Genomic DNA, 22,236 nt, shown 5'->3' on the forward strand with positions numbered 1-22,236 from the left:
GCTTCCGGTCAAGAAACTGTCAACTCGTCATGTGTTCCCTATGATTGACTCCCGTGGAGTTCAGTTAACGATTAGTATGGCTGAGGTGAAAGGCAGATCGAGGGAGGGGGATCATCTCTAGACTGTGATATTCATTACACGCAACCGCTGCTGGAGGGATTAGTCCTGCTGCCAAGATGAAATCGAGCCAAAATTTACTCGTTTGGGCTTTGCTATTCCTTCTGTTGGCCTACATCGGTTTGGGCTGGTATGTCGCGCGCGCCACCGCAGCTTGGCAATTTTGGGTGCGTGCCGGTGTTTGCAGCGCGCCCGAACTGGAGAAATCCTGGATTTGTCTGTGGCTCGATCGGCCGGTATTTGCGTGGAGCGCCCTTTTCCTCAGTATCGCTGCTTTCCTCCTCGCCCTCGTTCACCCGATTACCAAACTCAAAAGCGTCTTCGGCAATTGGCTTCAGTCTGATACCAAAGCCTTTCTCTCCGTTATCGTGATCTCCTTTTTGGTGGTCGTGGTCTTAACGCGGAGCGATTTAGTCGCAGAAGGTCTGAGCTTGCTCGCGCCGGGACTGCTCGCGCGCCTAGAATTGCGCTGGGCGGGATACAGCGATTGGCACTCCTTCGGAATGATTATCGTTATCTGCGCGGTTGGGTATGTGGCGGGTTTATCGCTGTATCAACATTACGGAGTTCCTTGAGTGCGAGCGAGTTCTACCAATTCTCCTTGATTTTGCACTTCGCTTCATAACCGTAAGAAGTAGACCAGTCCTTGCCTTCGGCTCAAACAGACCGAGCGAAACCCCAAAATTTTCCCCAGAAGAACTGACCGGCAAAGACCATTAGACTATAGGATCGAATTTAGAGATTCGCGTTTTTGTAATTAAATATCAAACAGATGGTTCCCATTAAATCCTTCTTATCCCGCCTGCTCGCGTTGATGTTAATTGTTGTTGTCGGCCTAGCGGGCTGTGCAAACAATCCTTCCGGGCTAACGGGAAATTATTCTCAGGATACTTTGACCGTGCTGCAAAGTCTCGGTACCGCGATCGACTCGGCCGATAACGCTGAAAACAAAGCCGATATCGTCCGTTTAGCTCGCACCCAGATGAATGACTATGCGGCGCGCTACCGCAGAGATCGTAAAGTTTCAGCGCTGCGCTCGTTTACGACGATGCAAACGGCAGTCAACAGCCTAGCAGGCTTTTATAGCTCCTACGGGACTCGTCCGATTCCCGAGAAGTTGAAAAAGCGTCTCAAGCAAGAGTTCAAGCAGGTTGAGTTCGCTCTCAATCGCGATTCTTAGTTGCACCGCGATCGCGAAAATACGGGGCATTATTCCCTTCTTCCTGGAGTTGGCTCCGATATGCCCCAAAAAAATGCCAAATTAGAGTTGCTAAGTTAAAAAGTTTTTGCTAACATAGCTAAGCCGAGTGCAAAAAAGCACAAAGCGCCGGGATAGCTCAGTTGGTAGAGCAGAGGACTGAAAATCCTCGTGTCGGCGGTTCAAATCCGCCTCCTGGCATTAAAAGCGGCGCTTTGCCGCAGAACGCCAATTTAAGAATAGGTGGTAGGATTAGAAAATTTGGTTTTGGTGGGGAGCCGCCACCAAACGTAAGGGGGAAAGTCCGGTGCAAATCCGGCGCTGTCCCGCAACTGTAAGCCAATTTTGGCGTGCCAGCGATCGTGGAAATTATCCGAACCTTCAGCTGGAGAGCCAAGATTGTGTAAGTCAGAATGCCCGCCGGATTGGAAAAAACTGTTGAATCTATAAGTCTGCGAGGTACAGACAAAGATGAAAAAGCATAAATGGTGGAACCTTGCGCTGATGGCCGGGTTGAGTTGTTATTTAGTTGCTGCATCGCCCGCACCGGCTCATGCAATGCACATCATGGAAGGATTTTTGCCTGTAGGCTGGGCTATTTTTTGGTGGTTAGTCTATCTTCCCTTTCTATTTTGGGGGATGCGATCGCTTTCTAAGCTCGCTCGCCAGCATCCCGAAACCAAACTGCTGCTAGCCCTAGCCGGGGCTTTTGCTTTTGTCCTCTCCGCTCTAAAAATTCCCTCAGTGACGGGCAGTTGCTCTCATCCCACCGGAACAGGCTTAGGAGCGATATTATTTGGGCCGGCTGCGATGTCGGTTTTAGGGGGACTGGTACTGCTGTTCCAAGCGCTCCTCTTAGCGCATGGAGGGCTAACCACATTGGGGGCGAGTGGCTTCGCAATGGCTGTTGTGGGCCCCTTTGTAGCTTACAGCGTCTATCGAGCGATCGCGCGTTTTACCGGAAAACAAACGCTAGCTATCTTCCTAGCTGCCGCCCTTGGCAATTTTCTAGCTTATGTGTCAACTTCCGTGCAATTAGCCCTCGCCTTCCCCGCACCCAATGGCGGTATTTTGGCATCCTTTGTTAAGTTTGCCGGAATTTTTGCCGTAACCCAAATTCCCTTAGCCATTAGCGAAGGATTCTTGACCGTATTGGTGTGGAACTGGCTACAGACTTACAACCGCCAAGAATTAGAGGTTCTAAAATCGATCGCGCAGGAGTCATAAAATTCATGAACCGAGTAAACCGAAGTTGGAATAATTGGCTTTTGGTGTTGGCAGTCGTCGGTTTGGCAATTGCGCCACTCCTACTACTTCGAGATGCAGAGTTTGGCGGGGCGGATGTCGAAGCAACCGCCGCAATTAAAGAAGTCGATCCCAACTATCAGCCTTGGGTAAAACCTGTTTTCACGCCTGCTAGCGGCGAGATAGAATCGCTGCTATTCGCCGTACAAGCTGGACTGGGAGCGGGAGTCATCGGCTATGTGTTGGGGCTATATCGGGGCAGAACAGAGCGCGACAATACCCAACGGCAACCCCAAATAAAACCCCCTCGTGCCGACTCCGGAGATTATTAGTCTAATTTTATGCCCCACGATCTCAATGCCTATGCCTATACGAATCGCCTCAAACAATTACCCCCCCAACAAAAGCTAACTTTTGCTTTAGTTATTCTCTCAATTGCGTTGGTGACGCACCCGATCGCTCAAGGACTTATTTTTGTTTGGTTAAGTGTTTGGATCGTTGGCTACGCTCGCATTCCAGCTAAAATCTACGGGCGGGTTTTGTTCGTAATAATGTTCTTTTTATTCGCGAGTCTTCCCGCTCTTATTATCGAAGGAGTCTCTGCCGCTCAACTCGATCGTATCCAGACGAATTCGTTAGCTGGGGTTGTGTTAGGAGATTGGTATTTTTTTATAAGTCAAACCGGACTGATGCGAGCGGTTGAAGTCTCGATGCGATCGCTAGCCTGCGTTTCTTGCTTGCTGTTTATTCTGTTTACCATTCCGTTTGCAGAATTATTAGCGATTATGCGTCGATGTCGCGTGCCTTCGCTTCTCATCGATCTTTTACTCCTGATGTATCGATTTATATTTTTATTTCTGGAGGTTGCCTTACAACTGGAATTAGCCCAACGATCGCGGGGTGGATATCGGACTCGCCAGCGATGGCTTCACAGTACGGGATTACTAATCGGGCAATTGGTAGTGCGATCGCTGCAACGCTACCAACAATTTTCTCTAGGGTTAGCGGCTCGTGGGTTTAATGGAAATTTCAAAGTTTATACTCATCAGTCCTATCACTATTCTCAACGTTACGCGATCGAATCTTTGGTTGGATGTATCGGCTTAATTCTTTTAGAATCACAGTTCGTAATTCGTAATTCGTAGTTCGTAATTCGTAATTCGTAATTCGTAGTTCGTAGTTCGTAGTTCGTAATTCGTAATTCGTAATTCGTGATTTATCATTTATCGCTCATGATTCATCATTTATCGCTCATGATTCATCATTCACCCCTCATGATTCATCACTCATAACTCACAATCCCCCCATTCATCACTTATAGCGCTACTGAAAACTTAAATGTACGTCTCTAAACGCTGAAAGTCTTTGCTGGTGGGTGCTGCCCACCCTACCCAATGTCTTAAATGTACGTTTCTAAACGCTAAAAATCTTTGCTGGTGGGCGCTGCCCACCCTACCCAATGTCCTAACCGAGTTGCGTAGCGCTATATTACTCATTATCAATTATCCATTATTCATTATCCATTATTAATGCTCCTTCCCCTCCTGGAATTTCGCTCGGTTTGCTACACTTACCCCGGTACAGAATATCCCGCCGTTCGAGATATCAATTTAGCGATCGCGGCAGGACAAAAGACCGTTATTTTAGGTCATAATGGCTGTGGAAAATCAACGCTTTTATTTCTAGCTGATGGTTTATATCGTTGCGACTCCGGAGCAATTTATTGGCAAGGCGAACCGTTAAAGTATCAGGCAAGGATGCTCAATCTTTGGCGGCAACGGATAGGTTTAGCATTTCAAGATCCAGAACAACAATTAGTAGCAGCAACGGTAGCCGAAGATATTTCCTACGGATTGTGCAATTTGCCCTTATCCGAAGCAGAAATTGCTCGACGATTGCATCAAACCTTGCTCGATTTTTCGCTTCAAGAACTTGCCGATCGCCCGCTGCATCACCTCAGTTTGGGACAAAAACGACGAGTAGCCCTAGCTGGGGTAATGGCGTTGCAACCCGAACTGCTATTGCTAGACGAACCGACAGCTTACCTCGATCGCCGACAAACTCGCCATCTATTTGAAGAACTCGATCGCATCCAAGCGAGTGGTACGACGATTGTTATTGCAACTCACGATCTCGATCTCGCCTATGCTTGGGCGGATTGGGCGATCGTGCTGCATGAAGGACGATTGATGCACTCCTCACCTGCACCCGATCTTTTCGGTTGCGCCGATCTCCTGGAGGAACTTCAGTTAGGACTGCCAACCCTCCTAGAATGCTGGTACGCACTCCCTCCAGCATACCGCGATCGCCGCTCTCCCCCCCGAACCCTATCGGAGTTGCGATCGTACTGTTTGTAATTCGTAATTCGTAATTCGTAGTTCGTAATTCGTAATTCGTAATTCGTAGTTCGTAATTCGTAATTCGTAATTCGTAGTTCGTAGTTCGTAGTTCGTAGTTCGTAGTTCACCACTCATAATTCATCATTCATAACTCATAACTCATAATTCACAATGTTTAACTCTTACCAAGATTTTCAGCCCATCGCCGCGATCGCAACAACTCCCGACGCTGCTGTTACGCTTCAACGTTTTTGTCAAGAAAGCGGCGCGAGTTTGTGGCTGCCCGAACGCTTGCAAGGCGATCGCGTCCCGGAAGCGAACTTTTACTCCGGCAGTTTAAAAGACTGCATTGCAACCCTTTGGGGCAACCAGCGCGCTTTAGTATTCGGCATGGCGGCGGGGGCTGTCGTGCGCTTAATTGCGCCGCTACTGCGGGATAAAGCCACCGATCCGGCGGTTGTGGTTCTCGATCCGATGGGGAAGTTCGCTGTGAGTTTGTGCGGCGGGCATCAGGGCGGGGGCGATCGCCTCGCTGAGTTAATCGCGCGGCAGTTGGGCGCAACGACAGTAATAACGGGGGCTGCGGCGAGTTTGGGATTGCCGGGAGTTGATGTTTTGGGCGTTCCTTTCGGTTGGAGGAAGGGCGAGGGCGATTGGACGGCGGTGAGTGCGGCGATCGCGCGGGGCGAACAAGTGACAGTCTTTCAGCAAGCGGGTTCTCGCCTTTGGGAAAGCGCGATCGAGAATTCGCCCTTTACCTCGGAAGCGTTGGGGGGTTGCGAACTGCACATCACGCCGTACAAAGTCATAACGAGTTCGGATAAGGCTGTTTGGCATCCGCGCGTATTGTGGGTGGGGCTGGGGTGCGAACGGGGAACCTCGCGAGAGTTAATGGAGGTGGCGATCGCGCGGGTTTTTGAGGCGCATCAACTCGCAGAAGACGCGATCGCGGGGATTGCAACCCTCGATCTCAAAGCCGACGAAACGGGGCTATTGGAGTTGTGCGATCGCCGCAATTGGGCGCTTAAAACCTTTACTGCCGAAGAGTTGCGCGCCGTGACGACTCCTAACCCTTCCGCGATCGTCGAACGGGAAGTCGGAACCCCCAGCGTTGCGGAAGCGGCGGCGCTCCTCATCAGCCAACAAAACGCGCTTCTTGCCCCAAAACAAGTCTTTTCCGCTAAAAATGAGGTAAATCCCGGAACGGGAGCCGTTACGGTTGCTGTAGCGTTATCAAAACGCGAATATATCGGCAGGACGGGGCAACTTTGGTTAGTGGGAACCGGGCCGGGGGGACTCGAGCAAATGACACCCGCCGCCCAAACCGCGATCGCGTCGTCCGATGCAATTATCGGTTACTCGCTTTACCTCGATCTCATTCAGCCCTTGCACCATCCCGGGCAGATTTTCGAGTCTTTCCCCATCACCCAAGAACGAGAACGGGCGCAACGCGCGATCGAGTTAGCAGAATGGGGGTTATCGGTAGCGGTTGTATCTTCAGGAGACTGCGGAATTTATGGGATGGCGGGATTAGTGTTTGAGGAATTGCAGGCGAGGGGATGGGATGGGAAAACGCCGCAGGTGCAAGTTTTGCCGGGAATTACCGCCCTGCAAGCCGCCGCCTCTCGCGTTGGCGCGCCCTTAATGCACGATTTTTGCGCCATCAGTTTGAGCGATTTATTAACGCCGTGGGACGTTATTGAGAAGCGATTGGAAGCGGCGGCGCGGGCAGATTTTGTCACGGCATTGTATAATCCGCGATCGCAAAAACGCACGCAACAAATTGTTACCGCCCGCGATATTTTCCTGAAATACCGCGATCGAAAAACTCCCGTCGCGATCGTCCGTTCTGCTTATCGTCCCGACGAAGAAATCTTTCAAACAACATTAGCAGAAATGTTGGACGTTCCCATCGATATGCTAACGACAGTTATTATCGGCAATTCGACAACGCGATTTTATAACAACTGGACAATTACACCCAGAGGATATTATAAATAATGATTAATGAATACAGTAGAAAGTAGGGTGCGTTAGCGGAGCGTAACGCACCATTGCTCGATTAATCGAGGTAGGAATATAGATCGCTAAACGTGAATGTATATATTTCTAAACGAACAAAAATCCTGGATGGTGGGCGCTGCCCACCCTACTAATCCTTACCTTAACTTCGTATTTTAGAAAAACTTTCTGTTCGCTACAGGATAACCTACCCAAACCCTTAAATGAAAAAGCTTCTTTTTATTTGCAGTCGAAATCGCTTGCGAAGTCCAACCGCAGAAGCTATCTTTTCTGAGTATGAAGGATTAGAAGTCGATTCGGCAGGATTGGATCGAGATGCAGAAAATATATTAGACAGCGAAGCCGTGCAATGGGCAGATATTATTTTTGTGATGGAAAAGTCTCACCGGAAAAAATTATCTGCAAAGTTTGGGGCATGGCTTAAAAATAAGCGGGTTATTTGCTTAGATATTCCGGATAACTATGAATATATGGATCCTGCCTTAGTCGAGTTGCTTAAAAAGAAAGTGTTACCGATATTAAAGATTGAGACTTAAGGGTAAAATTAAAAATTAGTAGGGTGGGCAGCGCCCACCAACCAAGACTTTGGTATATTTAAAGATGTACATTTGCAAGCAAGCAACGCGATCGGAGCAAATTAATTAATTTTCCCCTCTCATAACCGCTTATTTCTTCAGCATTCGTCCGATCCAAACAAATATTAAAACTCCGCAAATAAACCAAAGGCTAATAATAATAGCAGCCACTATTGAACTGCTGGGTTTGTCGCGATCGATTTCAAGTGTTGCTCTTTGCCGACATTCATTTAATACCGTTGGTGGAATCATTTTCAAGACCAGCCAAATCCCCAAAGGAACGAGAATCAGATCGTCGAGATAGCCAAGGATCGGAATAAAATCCGGGATGAGATCGAGCGGACTGAAGAGATAAGCCGCGATCGCAACCGCCAGCAATCTAGCATACCACGGCACGCGGCGATCTCGCCCCGCCAAGTAGAGCGCGTAAGTTTCTTGCTTGAGTTTTTTCGCCTGTTGTTTGAGGCGATTGTATAATCGAGCGCGATCGATTCTCATTCTAGTTTTACCTGAAGTAGACGGAAATACAACTAATATTAATCTTCTTTAACGATAAGTTCGACGGAGCCTGATATCTTGATGCTCTCGTAAGCTGAAAGCCTCATTATTTCGTGAAAATGCTCGAAATTCAGATCTTCATCAAACGCACATTTATGAGGTTTTGTGTAGTAGGTTATAGATGCCGTCATAAACCTTGGAGCTTGCTAATTAGCCAATTAGAATTGGGATAACGTGATTTCGTACCCAATTGAAACAGAAAGGCGGTTTTTTCTATGAGCAAATTAAAAAGTTTTTTAAAGAAAGTTATCAAAACTATTAGTGGATATGACATTAATGGTTGCGGTCGCGGTTCCTACGGACTGGCCAGAAAAAATGTAGAAATGGAGTCTCTCTATCCAGGAAGCATCATCTTGAGAGAAAAAACAGAAGATGAGGTGCAGGGAACTCGGGGCATTTATGACTATTTACGCAGACTGAGACTCAAAACGATATTAGAGAAGTATCAGATCGATGTTGTCCTAGATGTCGGTGCGAATATCGGTCAGTTTGGCCGCGAGTTAAGGGCGATGGGCTATGAGGGGAAAATTATTTCGTTTGAACCGATATCGAGTGCCTTTGAAGTCTTAAAGCAAGTCTCCGGTAGCGATCCCAATTGGGAGATCCACAAACTCGCTTTGGGAAGACAAAATGGAGAACAGAAAATTCATGTAGCCAGTGATTCTGCCTTTACCTCCTTCTTAAAATCTAATGCTTGGTGCGAGAAACAGTTTGGTGAAAGCGCAGTTGGAAGCCGAGAAGAAACGGTAACTGTCCGTCGTCTGGATGAGGTGCTGAATGAAATGGTCGAGAAGCGCGAGCAAGCAAGAATGTATTTAAAAATGGATACTCAAGGTTATGATTTAGAAGCAATCGCAGGGCTTGAAGGTCAGTATGATGGGATTTTCGGATTGCAGAGCGAGATCTCTGTTATCCCCATTTATCAAGGTATGCCTCATTTAACAGAGAGTATTTCATTCTTTGAGAAGGCTGGATTTGAAATAGCGGGTTTGTATCCTGTGAGTCAGCAAAGCTCTACCGTTCAGGTGATTGAGTTCGACTGTTTGATGGTCAAATCTAGCCGCAAAAAAGAGTTAGAGTTGTCTAATGCTCTGAGTACGGCTGTTAGTTAGTTAACCAGACTGGTAAGGGCGGGTTAACCTAAAATTCATGGATATACACGATCGAATCGATCGGAAAACCTGCCCCTACTGGTTGAAAACTTTCTGAATCCAGATTAATTTAATAGTTGCAGTTGCGAACCGGCTTCGGTTTTATGCACTTCAATTCGCGTTTGAAACGCTTCCTTAAATTGGGGCATATGGGTGACGGTGAGGATGCAAGAAAAGTCAGAGGCGATCGCGTTAATGGCAGCAATCAAGCGATCGCACCCTTCCCGATCCTGCGTGCCGAATCCTTCATCGATAATCAGCATTTGCAGGGAGGTTCCGGCGCTCTGAGCCAGCAATCGCGCTAAAGCTAAACGAATCGAAAAGTTAATGCGGAAGGCTTCGCCGCCGGAATAAGTCTCGTAGGGGCGAGTTCCGCGCGCGTCGGCAATTAAAATTTCGAGAGTATCGATGGTTTTTGCCTTCCGTTTTGAAGCGCTTTTACTCGCTTTTTGGGTAATAAATTGAACGTGCAACTGATTGCCCGTTAAACGGGCTAAAATTTGATTGGTTTGCGCTTCCAAGTTAGGTAAAATATTCTCAATTGTCAGCGCTTGAATACCGTTTTTCCCGAAGGCGCGGGCGAGTTCTTGGTAAACGCGAGATTTGCGGCGTAGGGATTGCAATTCTTCGGTGCTTTCTTCGTATTGGGTTTGAAAGCGCTCGATTTGGGCGAGTTGTTGTTGCACTCTACCACGGCGCGCGATCGCGTCGTCTCTTTCTCGTCGCCCCTGCTGTACTTTTCCTTCTAAACTCGCAATTTCGGCGCTATAATCGGCAATTTGCGTCATTTGTGCGGTTAAACTGGCTAAATGCTCTCGCATCGTTGCCGTTTCCGACTGTCGCGCTTGTAACTGCTGTTCTGTCGCTGTCAACCGCGCTTGCTGTTCGGGGATTTCGCCTCGGGCGCGCTGCAAGTTTTGGTAGGGTAACTGCCAGGATTGCGCTTGGCGGGCGGCGGCGATGAGTTGTTGGTGCTGAGTGCGATCGTACCCTAATTGCGCGATCGCGTCCTCAACTTCTTGTAACTGCCGTTGAAGCGGGGAATTGAGGCGTAACTGTTCCACTGCATCGCGCAATTGTTGCAGTTGCGCTTGGAGTTGCGGTTTTTGGATGTCAATTTGTTCCTGTTTGCGTTTAGCGTCCTCCAAGTTCGCTTGCTTCACCTCCGCCCAACGCCAGCGCTTTTCTTCGCCGCGTACTAGGGCGTGCGTCTCTTCGTTGTAGTGGAGGGTTTGCAATTGGCGATCGAGGTTTTGCAATTCGGTTTGCGCTTCTAGGGCAAAATTACCGGCGGCGATCGCGTTTTCTAACTCGGCTAATTCCGCTTTTATCTCCTCCATTTGTTCTTGCATTTCAAAAGCGCGATCGAGTTCTGAAGCCAACTGTCCTTGCTGTTGGGACAAGCTCTCGTGAGGGACTAATTCATCGGTGAGTTGTTTGTACTCGAGGCGCAAGTTTTTTACTTCCGCTTCATAAGCAACAATTTGCTGGCGCAACTGCCAAATTCGCTCGTTTAAAACATCTTGTTGGCTGCGAGTTTTCTCAACAACCTGTTGGTGGTGGTGCGCGTCGAGGGGGCGTTCGCACAGCGGACAAAGCGCTTCGGGCGTTTTGAGGAGAGTTAATTTTGTTTCTAACTCGGCGATTTGTTGGGTGTAAGTATTTTCGTTTTCTTGGAGGCGAGCGATTTCTTTATTGCTTTCTTGTCCTTTCTCGTTGACGCGATCGCGGTAGACTTTCTTTTTCTTTAAAGCCTCTACTTTAGCAACAATATCGAGCAATTTTTTGCGCTGGTGGGGAATATCATCAATGATTCGAGCAAACTCTGAAACTCGGACTTGGAGTTGTTCGACACGAGCGCTTAGTTTTGCTCGGGCGCGATCGATTTCAACGAGCAAAGTATTGCGCCGTTGAGAGAGCGGAGAAACTTCGAGTTGCAAGCGATCGAGTTCTTGCAAGCGTTGGCGGTGCTGTTGGAGTTGAACGAGGGCGGCGCTTATTTCTGGCGCGCGGCGCAGCGTTTCTTGGAGTTCTTGTTGCTGTTGTTCTAAGGTTTCAATGCGAGTTTGAAACTGACGAATTTCGAGGTTGAGATCGTTGAGTTTTTGGGTTAACTGTTGCTCGATCTGCTGCTTTTGTTGTTGCGAATCTTGGTAGGTTTGGAATTTAGCAGAGAGAACTTCTTCTTGTTGTTGCAGTTGCAATAATTCTTGATATCCGGCGGTAATTTCAACTTCGCGATCGCACAATTGTTGGAGTTCGTTGAGACGCTGCCGCACGCGATCGCGATCTTGCTGGGCGCGATCGCATTCTCGCTGCAATTGTTCGCAACGTTCCTGCTGCCAGCGTACCTGCTGTTCCCAATTCGCGCGATCGCGCTGCTTGTCCTGCAACGCTTGTAACGCGCCTTCATCCTGCTTCTGCTGCCCTTCGAGTTGCTTTAACTGCCCCTCTAATTCTCCTGCTTCCTCCCCAATCTCGCCGCGCCTTTTCAGTTCGTTTTCCAGCGGTTCCAAGTTCGATTGCAACTGCTCGATTTTTCCCTTTAACTCCTTACCGACTTCCTTTGCTTTCTCCGAAAGTTCCTCATAGCGATCGAGCTTTAATAAATCTGCTAAAACTTGCTTGCGCTCGCTAGGACGGCGCATCATAAACTCATCGGCGCGCCCCTGTCGTAAATAGGCAGAATTAACGAAAGTATCGTAGTCGAGTTTGAGGTAAAAAGTAATCTGTTCTTGCGTGGCGCGGACGCTTTTTGCGGTAATCGAACGAAAGTTTCCCTTATTCGTTTCCACCTGAAAATCGAGCGCCACACTTTTTCCCACCGCGCGCGATCGAATAACTCGATACGTCTGATTGTTACTAATAAAAGTAAAATCGACACGGACATCTTTTGCCCCCATCAAAATTACATCGTCATCCGTCGCTGCCCGACTTTGCCCCCAAAGAACCCAAGTAATCGCCTCGAGCAGAGAAGACTTACCCGCCCCATTTGCACCGCAAACGCAAGCTGTATGAAAACTGCGGAAATCGAGTGCTGCCGAGCGATAGCTCAAGAAATTTTTGAGGGTGAGTTGGAGAGGAATCATCCTAATTGATAATGGATAATGGATAATTGATAACGGGGGAGTTGGCGTTTTTAGGTGGGTTACACCACATCGTAGTATTTGGGGCTTAACAATTGATAACGGGAGAGTTGCCGTTTTTACATTTGTTACTCCACTTTTGCCCTGTTGTAACTTCAGCGTTCGCTCTTTATATACATAGCAGTATTTTTGTACGTTTGAACGGCTTTGGGTAAAAAGACTTGCTGGAGTTTTGCCATTTTCTCGAAACGTGAAGCTGGCAAAAGTCTGGATTGCCCTCACTCTCAAGCTTTCTATCGGGTGTGGAAAACGAGATCGTTAAGAGGAGAGCGAATGTTGCAGCGATTGAAACGCATCAAGCAAAATTTGGGAACTTCCGAGCGGTTTGGGCGAGTCTGACAACTCGAGAAGTGAGATAATTTCTCGCGCTCGATCGCAAGGAAATTAGAGGGATTTGATTATCTAGCCGGATAAAATTTTTCCACAACTTCGATGAAAGTAAAATTTATTACCTTATTTTTGCTCGGTTTTCTGGTCGTGTTTGTTCCTGCTTGCCTCGATCGCATTCCGTTCGCGCAGAGAAAGCTAAGCGCGGCAGAGCCTCAAGAGATCGTCCGCAATAATGAAGTGCGATCGCTCCCCGGCAAATTAGACAGTATTCCGATGTTCAACAGTAACAGTCCTGAATGGGTAAAAACCGAAGGGATTCTCCTTTCTACCTTTCCCCCCACCGGAAAACGAGTTCCCGCCGCCCACCTAAACTACCCCTTCAACGGAGATTTCACCCTCTTCGCCCACCACTTCACCCACACGCCCCCCAACTTACAAACCCTTTACCTCGGCATTCTCGTCCACAATCCCGGCGAACAACCCGTCACCCTTTCAATTCCCGCCGCTGCTAGCTATTTACTCGAACCCGATGCACCGTTCCAGCAGAAACCACCAATGAGCGAAAATCCCGATGGTGCGATTTTTTCAGGCCCGGGTATCCGCGCTGTCGATAGCGTCATGCGCGGGAAGCGACAAGCCGATTTCCCCGAAAAAATCTTGATTCCGCCCCGCCAGAGTCGGATGTTGATGAATTTGCCGATTCCCGTGCGCGGACTGGAGAAACCCGTTAACGGGCGCTCGAGTTTTCTGCGGTTGAACGGCAGCGATACGGTGTATATGGCTTCCTTGGCGATGTATGCGAAGAAAACGCCAGAAGGTACGGAGCGCGCCCCCACGCTCGCTGAATGGCAGCAACTCCTGGATACGGGGAACTTAGCTGGACCGCGCGACAAAACGCCAACGCCGCCAACGCAAACGAGCGGACAATTGATTTACGGGCGCGTTGCGGGCGTACAATTGGGTTCGACCTGGCAGGCAACGATAACGGATTCCGACACCGACATTTTACCCCTGCCCGCGCCCGATCGCGCCATTTCCTACGCGATCGATACCCTGCGCGGCGGCGAACTCAGTACCTACCCTATTCAAGCAGCCCCCTTAGCCGTCCGTTACCCCGACACCGCCTACGAATCCCACGCTAACTATGCCGTAAATTACGACCTTACGCTGCCTTTAGCAAACATCAATGATTACTACGGCGTTCGCCGCGCCCGTACCGTTGAGTTAACCCTAGAAACGCCCTTAAAAGAAGGCAGACTCTCGCGCGGCGGACTGATTTTCCGGCAGCCCTCCTGGGATTTTCCCTTCTTCCGAGGGACGGTCAGATTGCGATATAAAGATGACAGCGGCCAGGAAGTCACGCGCTACGTGCATTTGTGGCATCGACGCGGGCAGGTTTTAGAGCCGTTAGTTTCCTTAACGTTGCAACCGCAAGAACGGCGAACCGTCCGGTTAGATTTCCTCTACCCGCCGGATTCCGTCCCGCCGCAAGTTTTGACGGTGAGTGCCAAATAGTAGCTAAGTCGCTAAAACTGGGTTTGAGCGTCGGTATTGCTGGTTTTGAAGGCATAACCGCTAACGGCAGCTTCTCCGCCTCGCAACTGTTCGGCTGCGATTAAGCGCTGTCTAATACGGGCAAATTGCTGGGAGACTCCGAGAGTTCGAGGAATGGGAAGCGATCGCGAAGGGATGGGTTGCCAAACTTTGGTTTTGGGGCTGGCGTACTGCAACTGCAATCTCATACCTGCGGGTAGGGTGAGGTTGCACAGACGCAGGGTGCATTGTTTTCGGGCTGCTAATCGGAATAGTTCGCTGAAGATGAATAAACCGGAGACGCTAACTCGCTCAACTCCGATAAAATCAATAATCCAGCGAGAGCCTGGAGGAATGGGTTGGTTGTCTGCCCACTGGTTTAACTGCTGCTGAACGAGAAATGCAGTTGGGAAATCAAGGGTGCCGCGAAGGTGTAAAACAAAATTCATGGTTTTTAGAGAATGCGCTAAGGGATATTGCCCGCAATTCGGGTCGCGAATTGTTTTTGAAACCCTTAATCTCTGCTAGGATACTGAAAATTTGCGGATTTTTCAACTTCATTTTTACAAAGAATCTCTGAGTTTTTTCTTACGTCTGGGGGAAATTACGGAAAGTGATTCAAGAATTAGCGGTTGGCTCGGTACAGTTGGAGGAGAAGGGGAACAACGCACTCGTAATCTGTCGTAATATCTCGTAATATTTGGGGGATGCCCATTAAGGGGAAAATGGAAGTTAGGCAGAAAAATTAGAAGCGATCGCGCGCGCCCGAAGAGATCCGCAAAGCGGATCGCGCCTTTCCTGAGTGATGTTAGTCTCAACTCTACGAGCGCCAACGGGGAAAGACTGGCAATACTGTTAACCGCTTTTGGGGGCGCGGTGTTGGGGGGAAAGATTACCAATGACAGCAAATCAACAAGTGTTAATTTTAGGCGGCAGCGGTCGTATAGGCAGCAGCGTAGCAGCGGATATTGTCGCCTACACGCCAGCGCGGGTACTCCTAGCGGGGAGAAATCCGATCGCGGGCGAAGAGATTGCCCGAAAATTGGGAGAAAAGGCGCAGTTCGTTGCCCTAGAGTTAGACGCTCTCGCCCCCCTGCATTCCGCGATTGCGCAATCCAATCTCGTCATTCATTGTGCCGGTCCCTTTCACCATCGCGATGGGCGCGTTCTCAAACATTGTATTGAAACGGGCGTTCCTTATCTCGATGTCAGCGATCATCGTTCTTTTACCCAAAAAGCGCTGCAATTTCAAACGGAGGCAGAACGCGCGGGAGTAACCGCGATCGTGAATACGGGGATTTTTCCTGGCATTTCCAATAGTATGGTGCGTCGGGGAGTTGAATGGTTAGATCGTCCCGATCGCATCCATCTCAGTTATGTCGTCGCCGGTTCGGGCGGTGCGGGTTTAACGGTGATGCGAACGACGTTTTTAGGGCTGCAACATCCCTTTGAAGCTTGGATTGAGGGCAAATGGCAAACTGTCAAACCGTATAGCGATCGCGAAACCGTCACCTTCCCCTCGCCCTACGATCGCGCGGGCGTTTACTGGTACGATATGCCGGAAACCTTTACACTCCCCGCAACCTTCCCCGTCCAAACCGCGATTACCAAATTCGGTTCCGTTCCCGATTTATACAACTACCTAACGTGGTGGGTGGCAAAAACTTGGCCCAACTCTTGGCTGCAAAATCGCCAGGTTATCGAATTTTTGTCCACCGTCAGCTATAAAATGACCCAAGTTAGCGATCGCTTTAGCGGGATTGGCGTTGCGATTCGTTCCGAAGTTTCCGGACTGAAAGCTGGCAACCCCGCAACCCACTGTTCGACGCTCGTTCATGAAAATACTGCCGTTGCAGCCGGTGGCGGAACGGGTTCGCTCGCGCAACTAATTTTAGACGGCAGATTGCACAAACCGGGCGTTTGGCCTGTCGAAGCAGCCTTGCCCACCGATCTGTTTGAAGAGACGATGCAAGCGCGGGGGATTAAGATTTGTGACGTTAACAATGCTTAAAGAATAGTCAATAACAAACGTTAAATAATAAAGAGTAATAAAATAGTGTTCCCTGTTTTCGAGGAAACCTCGATCCGGGGAGCGGGACACGATTGACAAGCTAGGAACTCAGTATTGACAATGCACTCACAATTTCAACAATTTTTCGACTGTTGCGTTGGAAATTGGGTAGCAGAACGCACCTATCATTATCTTGCTCATCAGGAAGTCGAGCGATCGCGAACGGAATTTCAGATCGAGCCTTTAAGCGAGGAACTGAAACTCAAAGTTCTCTCGGACAACGTTTATCCGTCTCCCGGAAATTTAGCAGCCCTTCCCGGATATCATCTCAGCTTTTATACGGTATCGGAAACCGGCGAAGAAGTCTCCCAGCAGCTTAATTTTTTATTCGTTCCCACGCAGGACAATAGCACGGAGATTGAAGGCGACTATCTGCGCGATCGCGCCTACGAAGAAGCGCGCCCCCTCATCTCTCACTTTCGCTTCGCCCCCGAGACGCACGAACTCTTAATGACAACGCAATATACGAGAGTGGTTTCAGTCGATTCGATTACCCTTGTCAACCCTAACTTAAGAATTCGTAAAATTATTAACTATCTCCGCCCCCCGGAAGGGCAGCCCCTCGCCCAGATTTCCCTAGTCGGTTTTGGGGTAGAACAAAAAGGAGCCTAAGCGAATGGCAACGACAGCGAATCTCGAAGATATTGCCCTCGGTTGTCTGCTGGGGGCGCTAGCCGGAGATGCAGCCGGGGCAACGCTAGAGTTTTTAACCAATCCACCCACCGCAGAGGAAGTTCGGTGGGCGATGGCGATGTCGGGAGGGGGCGTAATGCAAGTTGCGCCGGGACAAATTACCGATGATGGGGAATTAACGCTGTCATTGTTGCAAACCCTAGCAGAGAGTGAGGGATTCGATCTTGAAGCGATCGCGCGTTCCTATGCTTGCTGGATCGAATCCAATCCCTTCGATATCGGGATTACAACTTCTTCTTCCCTAGGTTCTTATGCTTCCTCTCAATGGCAGGATGTTTGGCAAAAAGAAGGCTACGCCGCCGTTATGCAGCGCGCTGCAGCGACATACTGCATGGAATCAAAAGCAAATGGCAGTTTAATGCGCGCCGCACCGTTGGGAGTGTGGGGATATCGTCTCGAGGATGAAGAACTGGCGCACTACGCAATCCAGGACTCGCAGTTATCGCACCCGAATTTATGCTGCTGCTATGCTGTGGCTTGTTACGCGATCGCGATCGCCAGTTTAATGCAATTTCCGGGGCAACGAAAAATCGCCTTCAACCGCGCTAAATCCTGGTTGGAATCGCAAGCCGAATCGGACGAACGGACAGAAGTGAGCGAATGGTTGCAAGATGCAGAAAATAACCGCGATATTCCCTACGCGCCGCAGATTGGCTTCGTCAAGATTGCGTTTACTCATGCGTTCCGCCATTTATACTGGGGGACAAACTACGAAAGCGCGATCGCCCAAACCCTAGCAGGCGGCGGCGATACCGATACCAACGCCTGCATCGTCGGTGGTTTAATCGGCGCGGCGGACGGTATTGAGGGCATTCCCGCCGCCATGCAAACTGCCATTATCGAGTGCGATACTCACCTCGGACAAAATCCTCGCCCCGATTTTCTGCATCCATCCCAAGTTCCCGAACGAGTTAAGGCTTTAATCGCTTCGGTTGAGTAACGCCGGTTATCCCGAATTCAATTTTCACTCTCCGTTGAAAAAATAGATATTTCGTAGGGTGGGCAGCGCCCACCAGCTTTAAGTTGCCATTCAACCCACATTCTCTTGCCACTCCTCGTTTGAAAAAATAACGAAGCGCAATCCTCCAAATTCGCGACAACTTTGTAACGTTTTGTAAAAGTCAGTCAGATTTGCGTAAAATTGGCATCCCAAAAACGAGAGTTCAGTATATAGCTCGAACAAAAACCTCAATCCATTGAAAATTAATACATTCTCGCAATCATGGATGCCGATTCGATTGATACGCGCTTAAAACAATATGCCCTAGAAGCTCGGAGATATCCTCCTAAATCGAAAGGACGACAGAAAGCATTAACCGCTTTGATTGCAGAACTTCAAAATTCTGACCTTCTATGTCGTCCCTTTCCGTGGATGTTTCAAGAAAGTTACAAAGAAATTTACGCCGAAGCCCAGCAAATGCTGTTCGGGCATATCTGCGAAAAAATTGATTGTTACGATCCCGATAAAAGAGTTTTACAGTGGGCAAACTTCCTCCTCAAAAAGCGTTTTTTCGTTCAAGCTTGTCGTGCAATTTACCCCAATTCAAAGCAAAAAAAGGGGCGTTTGTTTTTCCATTCTCTTGATGATTTTGAATCCTTAGAGACTTTAGAAAGGCTCAGAACCAGAAACGCTCCCTTACTCAGCGAACAAATCTTAGATTGCTTAGCTGAAGATCCCCAAGGTTTATTTGAATCAACCTACACCAAAAAACCTGAAGCTAATTTTCAGTATATCGCTCAACAACTGGTTGCAGGCTATACTTGGCGAGAACTTTCCCTCGAACTCGGCTTAGAAATTTCAACTCTCAGTAGTTTTTACACTCGATATCTCAAAAAGTTTTCTCCGCTTCTTAAAAGTTATTTAAAAACTTAAACTTGTCGATCATAATAACAATGCAGTTTTTTCTCGCTCCTGCCCTAATTGAACTCAAGCCCAGAAAATAATCATGAACTCCTTAACCTTTAAAGTTCCCCTAACAAGAACCGCTCATCTGCAAGCGCAGCAAGCATCCGATCGCCAAATGAACGCTCGTAAAATCAAGCAAGTTTATCTCAACCATTTAGCGCTGTACGCCGTTAAATCTTATTTAAACTGCTTGGGCTTTTCGGCAGATTGGGAAGGGGGAGACAGCACAGATCCCAGCTTCCAAACTTTAAGCGATGTCGCAGATCTTATTGTCGAAAACTGGGGGAAACTTGAATGTCGTCCGGTTCTACCCGATGCAACAACCTGCAAAATTCCACCCGAAGTTTGGGAAGATAGAGCCGGATATATTGCAGTACAGTTCGATCGCGAACTTTCTGAGGCGACGTTATTAGGCTTTATTCAACAAGTAGAAGCAGAAGAAATTCCCTTAGAAAAATTTCAATCGCTGGAAGTTTTATTAGATGCTATTCACGAATCAACTGTTCGGGAAGAAGCCGCAAACGAAACGAATACAGCGACTCCCGTTCAACTGAATCATTGGTTAAAAGGAGTTGCGGAAACGGGCTGGGCAACGCTTGAAGAATTGCTGGCTCCTTCTCAATATCGCCCTGCCTTCAATTTCCGCCGCGCTCCCATTCCCCTCTCACAAGATGTTAACCCCGTCAGAGCAGAAAGAGCAAAACTGTTGCAGTTTCAGGACAGAGAGGAACAAATTGCTTTAATCGTTAGGTTGATCGAAGAAAAGATATCAGAACTCGATATTTCAGTCGAAATTCTTCCGAGTCGATCGCATTATTTTCCTTCGGATGTGCGTTTAATGATTCTCGATGAAAACGATCGCGTTGCCCTACAAGCAGAAGCAGGTGGAAGTGAAGGACTAGAGGTTAAATTTAGCGGCGAACCGGGAGAAAGATTCAGCATAGAAGTTGTGTTGGGCGAGTGCAAAATTGCAGAACAATTTATTGTCTGAGAGTTGGAAAGATGAGCAAATTAATTGTATTAGAACTCGATGGCGATTGGGAGAAAGGGTTTCGGGCGACTTTAGCCATAACGAGCGAAACAACGCGCTTTCCTAGTACATTAAAAGGAGATTTACCTCCCAATCCAGAACTACTCAAGTTATCGCGACAGTATTGGCATCATTTTTACAATTTAGGCGCTCCTTCTCGGATTAAAATTCAACAAGTGACTTTACGGGGTTCGATTAACGATCGCATCCAAACCTGCAAAAGAGTGGCAGTAGAACTGCGCAATGCGATTAATACTTGGTTGGGATCGGAACTGTTTCGTCCGATCGCGGATCGATTGCATTCCGTGCTGCGCGAAGACGAAGAAGCTCGCTTTTCCGTACAAAGTAGCGATCGCGAATTGCAAAAATTGCCTTGGTTTGAATGGGATTTATTGAAGCGATGCGATCGCGTCGAACCCGCCCTCAACTCTCTCGAAGTTCCCACTTTAGCTCGAATTACTCGCACCACGCTCCATCCTAAAGTTAAAATCTTAGCAATTTTAGGAAATAGCGAAGGAATTGATGTGGAAAGCGATCGCCGTTTTCTCAACGAATTGCCTAACGCAGAAGTGACTTTTCTCCCAGAACCGACATCGCACGCAATTACCGCCGAACTCTGGGAACAAGAGTGGGATATTATCTTTTTTGCCGGACACAGCCAAACCGAAGACGATACGGGTAGAATTTATATCAATCAAACGGAAAGTATCACCATTGATGAGTTGTGGACAGGCTTAAAAACAGCAGTTAATAAAGGCTTGCAATTAGCAATTTTTAACTCCTGCGATGGGTTAGGAATCGCGAATCAACTCAACGATCGCTCGATTCCTTTTATCGTTGTTATGCGCGAAGCTGTCCCAGATCTCGTCGCCCAACAATACTTGCGCGTTTTCCTCACAAACTTCGCCGGTGGTGAAAGCTTTCATAACGCCTCTCGGATTGCCCGGGAGCAATTACATGGCATCCGTTTACCTACTGCTAATGGCGAATACTTTGAATGTCCTTACGCGACATGGTTGCCCGTTATTTACGAAAATCCTGCTGCTATTCCTCCTCGCTGGGAGGATTTATATCGAGTTGAAACCCCTCCCGTTTCCGTTCCCAAACAGCCCGAGTTAACAAGGATTGTGTTAGCTAGCCTGTTTTGTACGATTTTAGTGATGTTTGCACGCAGTTTCGGACTTTTACAACCGAGCGAGTTGTCTGCTTACGATCGCTTAATGAAACAGCGATCGCTTCAAGGGATCGATCCGCGTATTCTCATTGTTGAGGTGAGCGAAGGTACGAACAATCGTTATTCTTATCCCCTACCCGATAATATTGTTGCCCAACTTTTGCAAACTGTAGAAGAAGCAAAACCTAGCGCGATCGGATTGAGTTTGTTGCGCTATCAACCGCGTGGCGAAGGCAGAGAAAAACTCATCGCTCGTCTTGAAAATAATCCTCATTTATTCCTAACTTGTGGCTTTAACCATCGCGATAAAACCCTGTCCCCTCCGCCTGAATTAAGCGGACGTTTTATTGCTGAAAAAACCGGCTTTGGCGATTTTTTGGATGACAGCAAGTACGGGAACGAAGGCACTCGCCGCCACTTAATTGCTTACAGCCCCGATCTTCAACCTAACATTTCTGCTTGTACGACTCCTCGGAGTTTGAGTTTTCAACTCGCCCAACATTATCTCCAACGCAATTTGCTTCCGACATTTTCTTTTAGCGATCGCGGCGATTTGCGAGTTAGCGATCGCATTATCCCCACATTGAACGATCGATTTGCTGCCTATTCCAGCCTCGACGGCGGCTATCAAATGATGCTGAACTATCGCTCAAATCCGCAACCTGCCATGCACGCAAGCGTCGAAGATGTGCTGTCGGGAAAACTGCCGCGCGATCGCATTGAAGGCAAGATCGTGCTAATCGGCGATGGCAATGAAATCGCGAATACCCCCGATCGTACCCCCTACGGAATGCTACCGCAGGCTTGGATTCAAGCTCATGCAACCTCTCAACTGCTCGATGTTGCGATCGATAATCGTCCCTTAATTTGGGCATTACCGCAATGGGGAAATTTACAGTGGGGCGATGCAATTTGGGTGTTTATTTGGTCGATGTTTGGGGGAACTTTAAGTTGGGTCTTTAAGAAAAAACGGCTCGTTCTCGGCTTATCGTTAGGCGCAATTTTAATCTTTTTAGAAAGAATTTGTTTGTTCCTACTCGAGCGCGGGGGGTGGATGCCTCTCGTACCGACTGTTTTAGCTTTGCTTGCGACAGCATTGCTTATTGCTATCTGGAAGTTTCCGAATTTGTCGGAGTTATCAAAATAGA

General features: G+C 48.3%; 19 protein-coding genes, 1 tRNA gene and 1 riboswitch. Of the genes, 17 read left to right on the forward strand and 3 right to left on the reverse strand.

The genetic code is table 11. The features are described from left to right. The first annotated feature begins 176 nt into the window (after positions 1 to 176). From H6G50_RS19605 to H6G50_RS19645, 9 genes are all read left to right on the forward strand, one after another. On the forward strand, positions 177 to 692 hold the full coding sequence (locus H6G50_RS19605) for a hypothetical protein (RefSeq protein ID WP_190720110.1): 516 nt from the start codon (positions 177 to 179) through the stop codon (positions 690 to 692). Between the two features lie 206 nt (positions 693 to 898). Then, entirely contained in the window at positions 899 to 1,297 is a 399-nt protein-coding gene (gene psb27, locus H6G50_RS19610) for a photosystem II protein Psb27 (protein ID WP_347239970.1), read from the forward strand. 146 nt (positions 1,298 to 1,443) lie between these two features. Continuing rightward, a tRNA-Phe gene (locus tag H6G50_RS19615) sits at positions 1,444 to 1,516 on the forward strand. A gap of 44 nt (positions 1,517 to 1,560) precedes the next feature. Continuing rightward, positions 1,561 to 1,755, forward strand: a riboswitch (cobalamin riboswitch). 31 nt (positions 1,756 to 1,786) lie between these two features. After that, entirely contained in the window at positions 1,787 to 2,542 is a 756-nt protein-coding gene (locus H6G50_RS19620) for an energy-coupling factor ABC transporter permease (RefSeq protein WP_190720114.1), read from the forward strand. 5 nt (positions 2,543 to 2,547) lie between these two features. Beyond that, positions 2,548 to 2,892: an energy-coupling factor ABC transporter substrate-binding protein gene (locus tag H6G50_RS19625; RefSeq protein WP_190720117.1), complete on the forward strand. Its 345-nt coding sequence runs from the start codon at positions 2,548 to 2,550 to the stop codon at positions 2,890 to 2,892. 9 nt (positions 2,893 to 2,901) lie between these two features. Next, entirely contained in the window at positions 2,902 to 3,705 is an 804-nt protein-coding gene (gene cbiQ, locus H6G50_RS19630) for a cobalt ECF transporter T component CbiQ (protein WP_190720119.1), read from the forward strand. Positions 3,706 to 4,089: 384 nt separating this feature from the next. Continuing rightward, positions 4,090 to 4,917 (forward strand): ABC transporter ATP-binding protein, encoded by an 828-nt coding sequence (locus H6G50_RS19635; RefSeq protein WP_190720122.1) that lies wholly within the window; start codon positions 4,090 to 4,092, stop codon positions 4,915 to 4,917. A 153-nt stretch (positions 4,918 to 5,070) separates the two neighbouring features. Then, positions 5,071 to 6,900, forward strand: a complete 1,830-nt coding sequence (cobJ, locus tag H6G50_RS19640; RefSeq protein WP_190720125.1) for a precorrin-3B C(17)-methyltransferase — start codon at positions 5,071 to 5,073, stop codon at positions 6,898 to 6,900. Positions 6,901 to 7,124: 224 nt separating this feature from the next. Beyond that, on the forward strand, positions 7,125 to 7,457 hold the full coding sequence (locus H6G50_RS19645) for a low molecular weight protein tyrosine phosphatase family protein (RefSeq protein WP_190720128.1): 333 nt from the start codon (positions 7,125 to 7,127) through the stop codon (positions 7,455 to 7,457). Between the two features lie 129 nt (positions 7,458 to 7,586). On the opposite strand, the gene H6G50_RS19650 is transcribed toward H6G50_RS19645, so the two are convergent. After that, positions 7,587 to 7,994 carry a YkvA family protein gene (locus H6G50_RS19650; protein ID WP_190720130.1) on the reverse strand — a complete coding sequence of 136 codons (408 nt, stop codon included), beginning with the start codon at positions 7,992 to 7,994 and terminating at the stop codon, positions 7,587 to 7,589. A 275-nt stretch (positions 7,995 to 8,269) separates the two neighbouring features. Between H6G50_RS19650 and H6G50_RS19655 the strand changes: the two genes are divergently transcribed. Further along, entirely contained in the window at positions 8,270 to 9,166 is an 897-nt protein-coding gene (locus H6G50_RS19655; protein ID WP_190720133.1) for an FkbM family methyltransferase, read from the forward strand. Between the two features lie 104 nt (positions 9,167 to 9,270). Here H6G50_RS19655 and sbcC read toward each other — a convergent pair whose 3' ends face one another. Continuing rightward, entirely contained in the window at positions 9,271 to 12,294 is a 3,024-nt protein-coding gene (gene sbcC / locus H6G50_RS19660) for an exonuclease subunit SbcC (RefSeq protein ID WP_190720136.1), read from the reverse strand. A gap of 489 nt (positions 12,295 to 12,783) precedes the next feature. On the opposite strand from sbcC, the gene H6G50_RS19665 reads away from it, so the two are divergent. Next, on the forward strand, positions 12,784 to 14,196 hold the full coding sequence (locus H6G50_RS19665) for a DUF3370 domain-containing protein (protein ID WP_190720139.1): 1,413 nt from the start codon (positions 12,784 to 12,786) through the stop codon (positions 14,194 to 14,196). Between the two features lie 11 nt (positions 14,197 to 14,207). Here H6G50_RS19665 and H6G50_RS19670 read toward each other — a convergent pair whose 3' ends face one another. Beyond that, positions 14,208 to 14,663 (reverse strand): STAS domain-containing protein, encoded by a 456-nt coding sequence (locus H6G50_RS19670; RefSeq protein WP_190720142.1) that lies wholly within the window; start codon positions 14,661 to 14,663, stop codon positions 14,208 to 14,210. A 449-nt stretch (positions 14,664 to 15,112) separates the two neighbouring features. Between H6G50_RS19670 and H6G50_RS19675 the strand changes: the two genes are divergently transcribed. From H6G50_RS19675 to H6G50_RS19700, 6 genes are all read left to right on the forward strand, one after another. Continuing rightward, positions 15,113 to 16,225 carry a saccharopine dehydrogenase NADP-binding domain-containing protein gene (locus H6G50_RS19675; protein ID WP_190720145.1) on the forward strand — a complete coding sequence of 371 codons (1,113 nt, stop codon included), beginning with the start codon at positions 15,113 to 15,115 and terminating at the stop codon, positions 16,223 to 16,225. Positions 16,226 to 16,345: 120 nt separating this feature from the next. Beyond that, positions 16,346 to 16,897, forward strand: coding sequence for a phycobiliprotein lyase (locus tag H6G50_RS19680; protein ID WP_190720148.1), 552 nt, complete (start codon positions 16,346 to 16,348; stop codon positions 16,895 to 16,897). A 4-nt stretch (positions 16,898 to 16,901) separates the two neighbouring features. After that, positions 16,902 to 17,918 (forward strand): ADP-ribosylglycohydrolase family protein, encoded by a 1,017-nt coding sequence (locus H6G50_RS19685; RefSeq protein WP_190720151.1) that lies wholly within the window; start codon positions 16,902 to 16,904, stop codon positions 17,916 to 17,918. Between the two features lie 282 nt (positions 17,919 to 18,200). Beyond that, positions 18,201 to 18,851, forward strand: coding sequence for a sigma-70 family RNA polymerase sigma factor (locus tag H6G50_RS19690; RefSeq protein WP_190720153.1), 651 nt, complete (start codon positions 18,201 to 18,203; stop codon positions 18,849 to 18,851). Positions 18,852 to 18,924: 73 nt separating this feature from the next. Continuing rightward, positions 18,925 to 19,875: a DUF1822 family protein gene (locus tag H6G50_RS19695; protein ID WP_190720156.1), complete on the forward strand. Its 951-nt coding sequence runs from the start codon at positions 18,925 to 18,927 to the stop codon at positions 19,873 to 19,875. Between the two features lie 11 nt (positions 19,876 to 19,886). Further along, entirely contained in the window at positions 19,887 to 22,235 is a 2,349-nt protein-coding gene (locus tag H6G50_RS19700) for a CHASE2 domain-containing protein (protein ID WP_190720159.1), read from the forward strand. The last annotated feature ends 1 nt before the right edge of the window (position 22,236 follow it).

The sequence above is a fragment of the Oscillatoria sp. FACHB-1406 genome, from assembly GCF_014698145.1.
GTDB lineage: Bacteria > Cyanobacteriota > Cyanobacteriia > Cyanobacteriales > Spirulinaceae > FACHB-1406.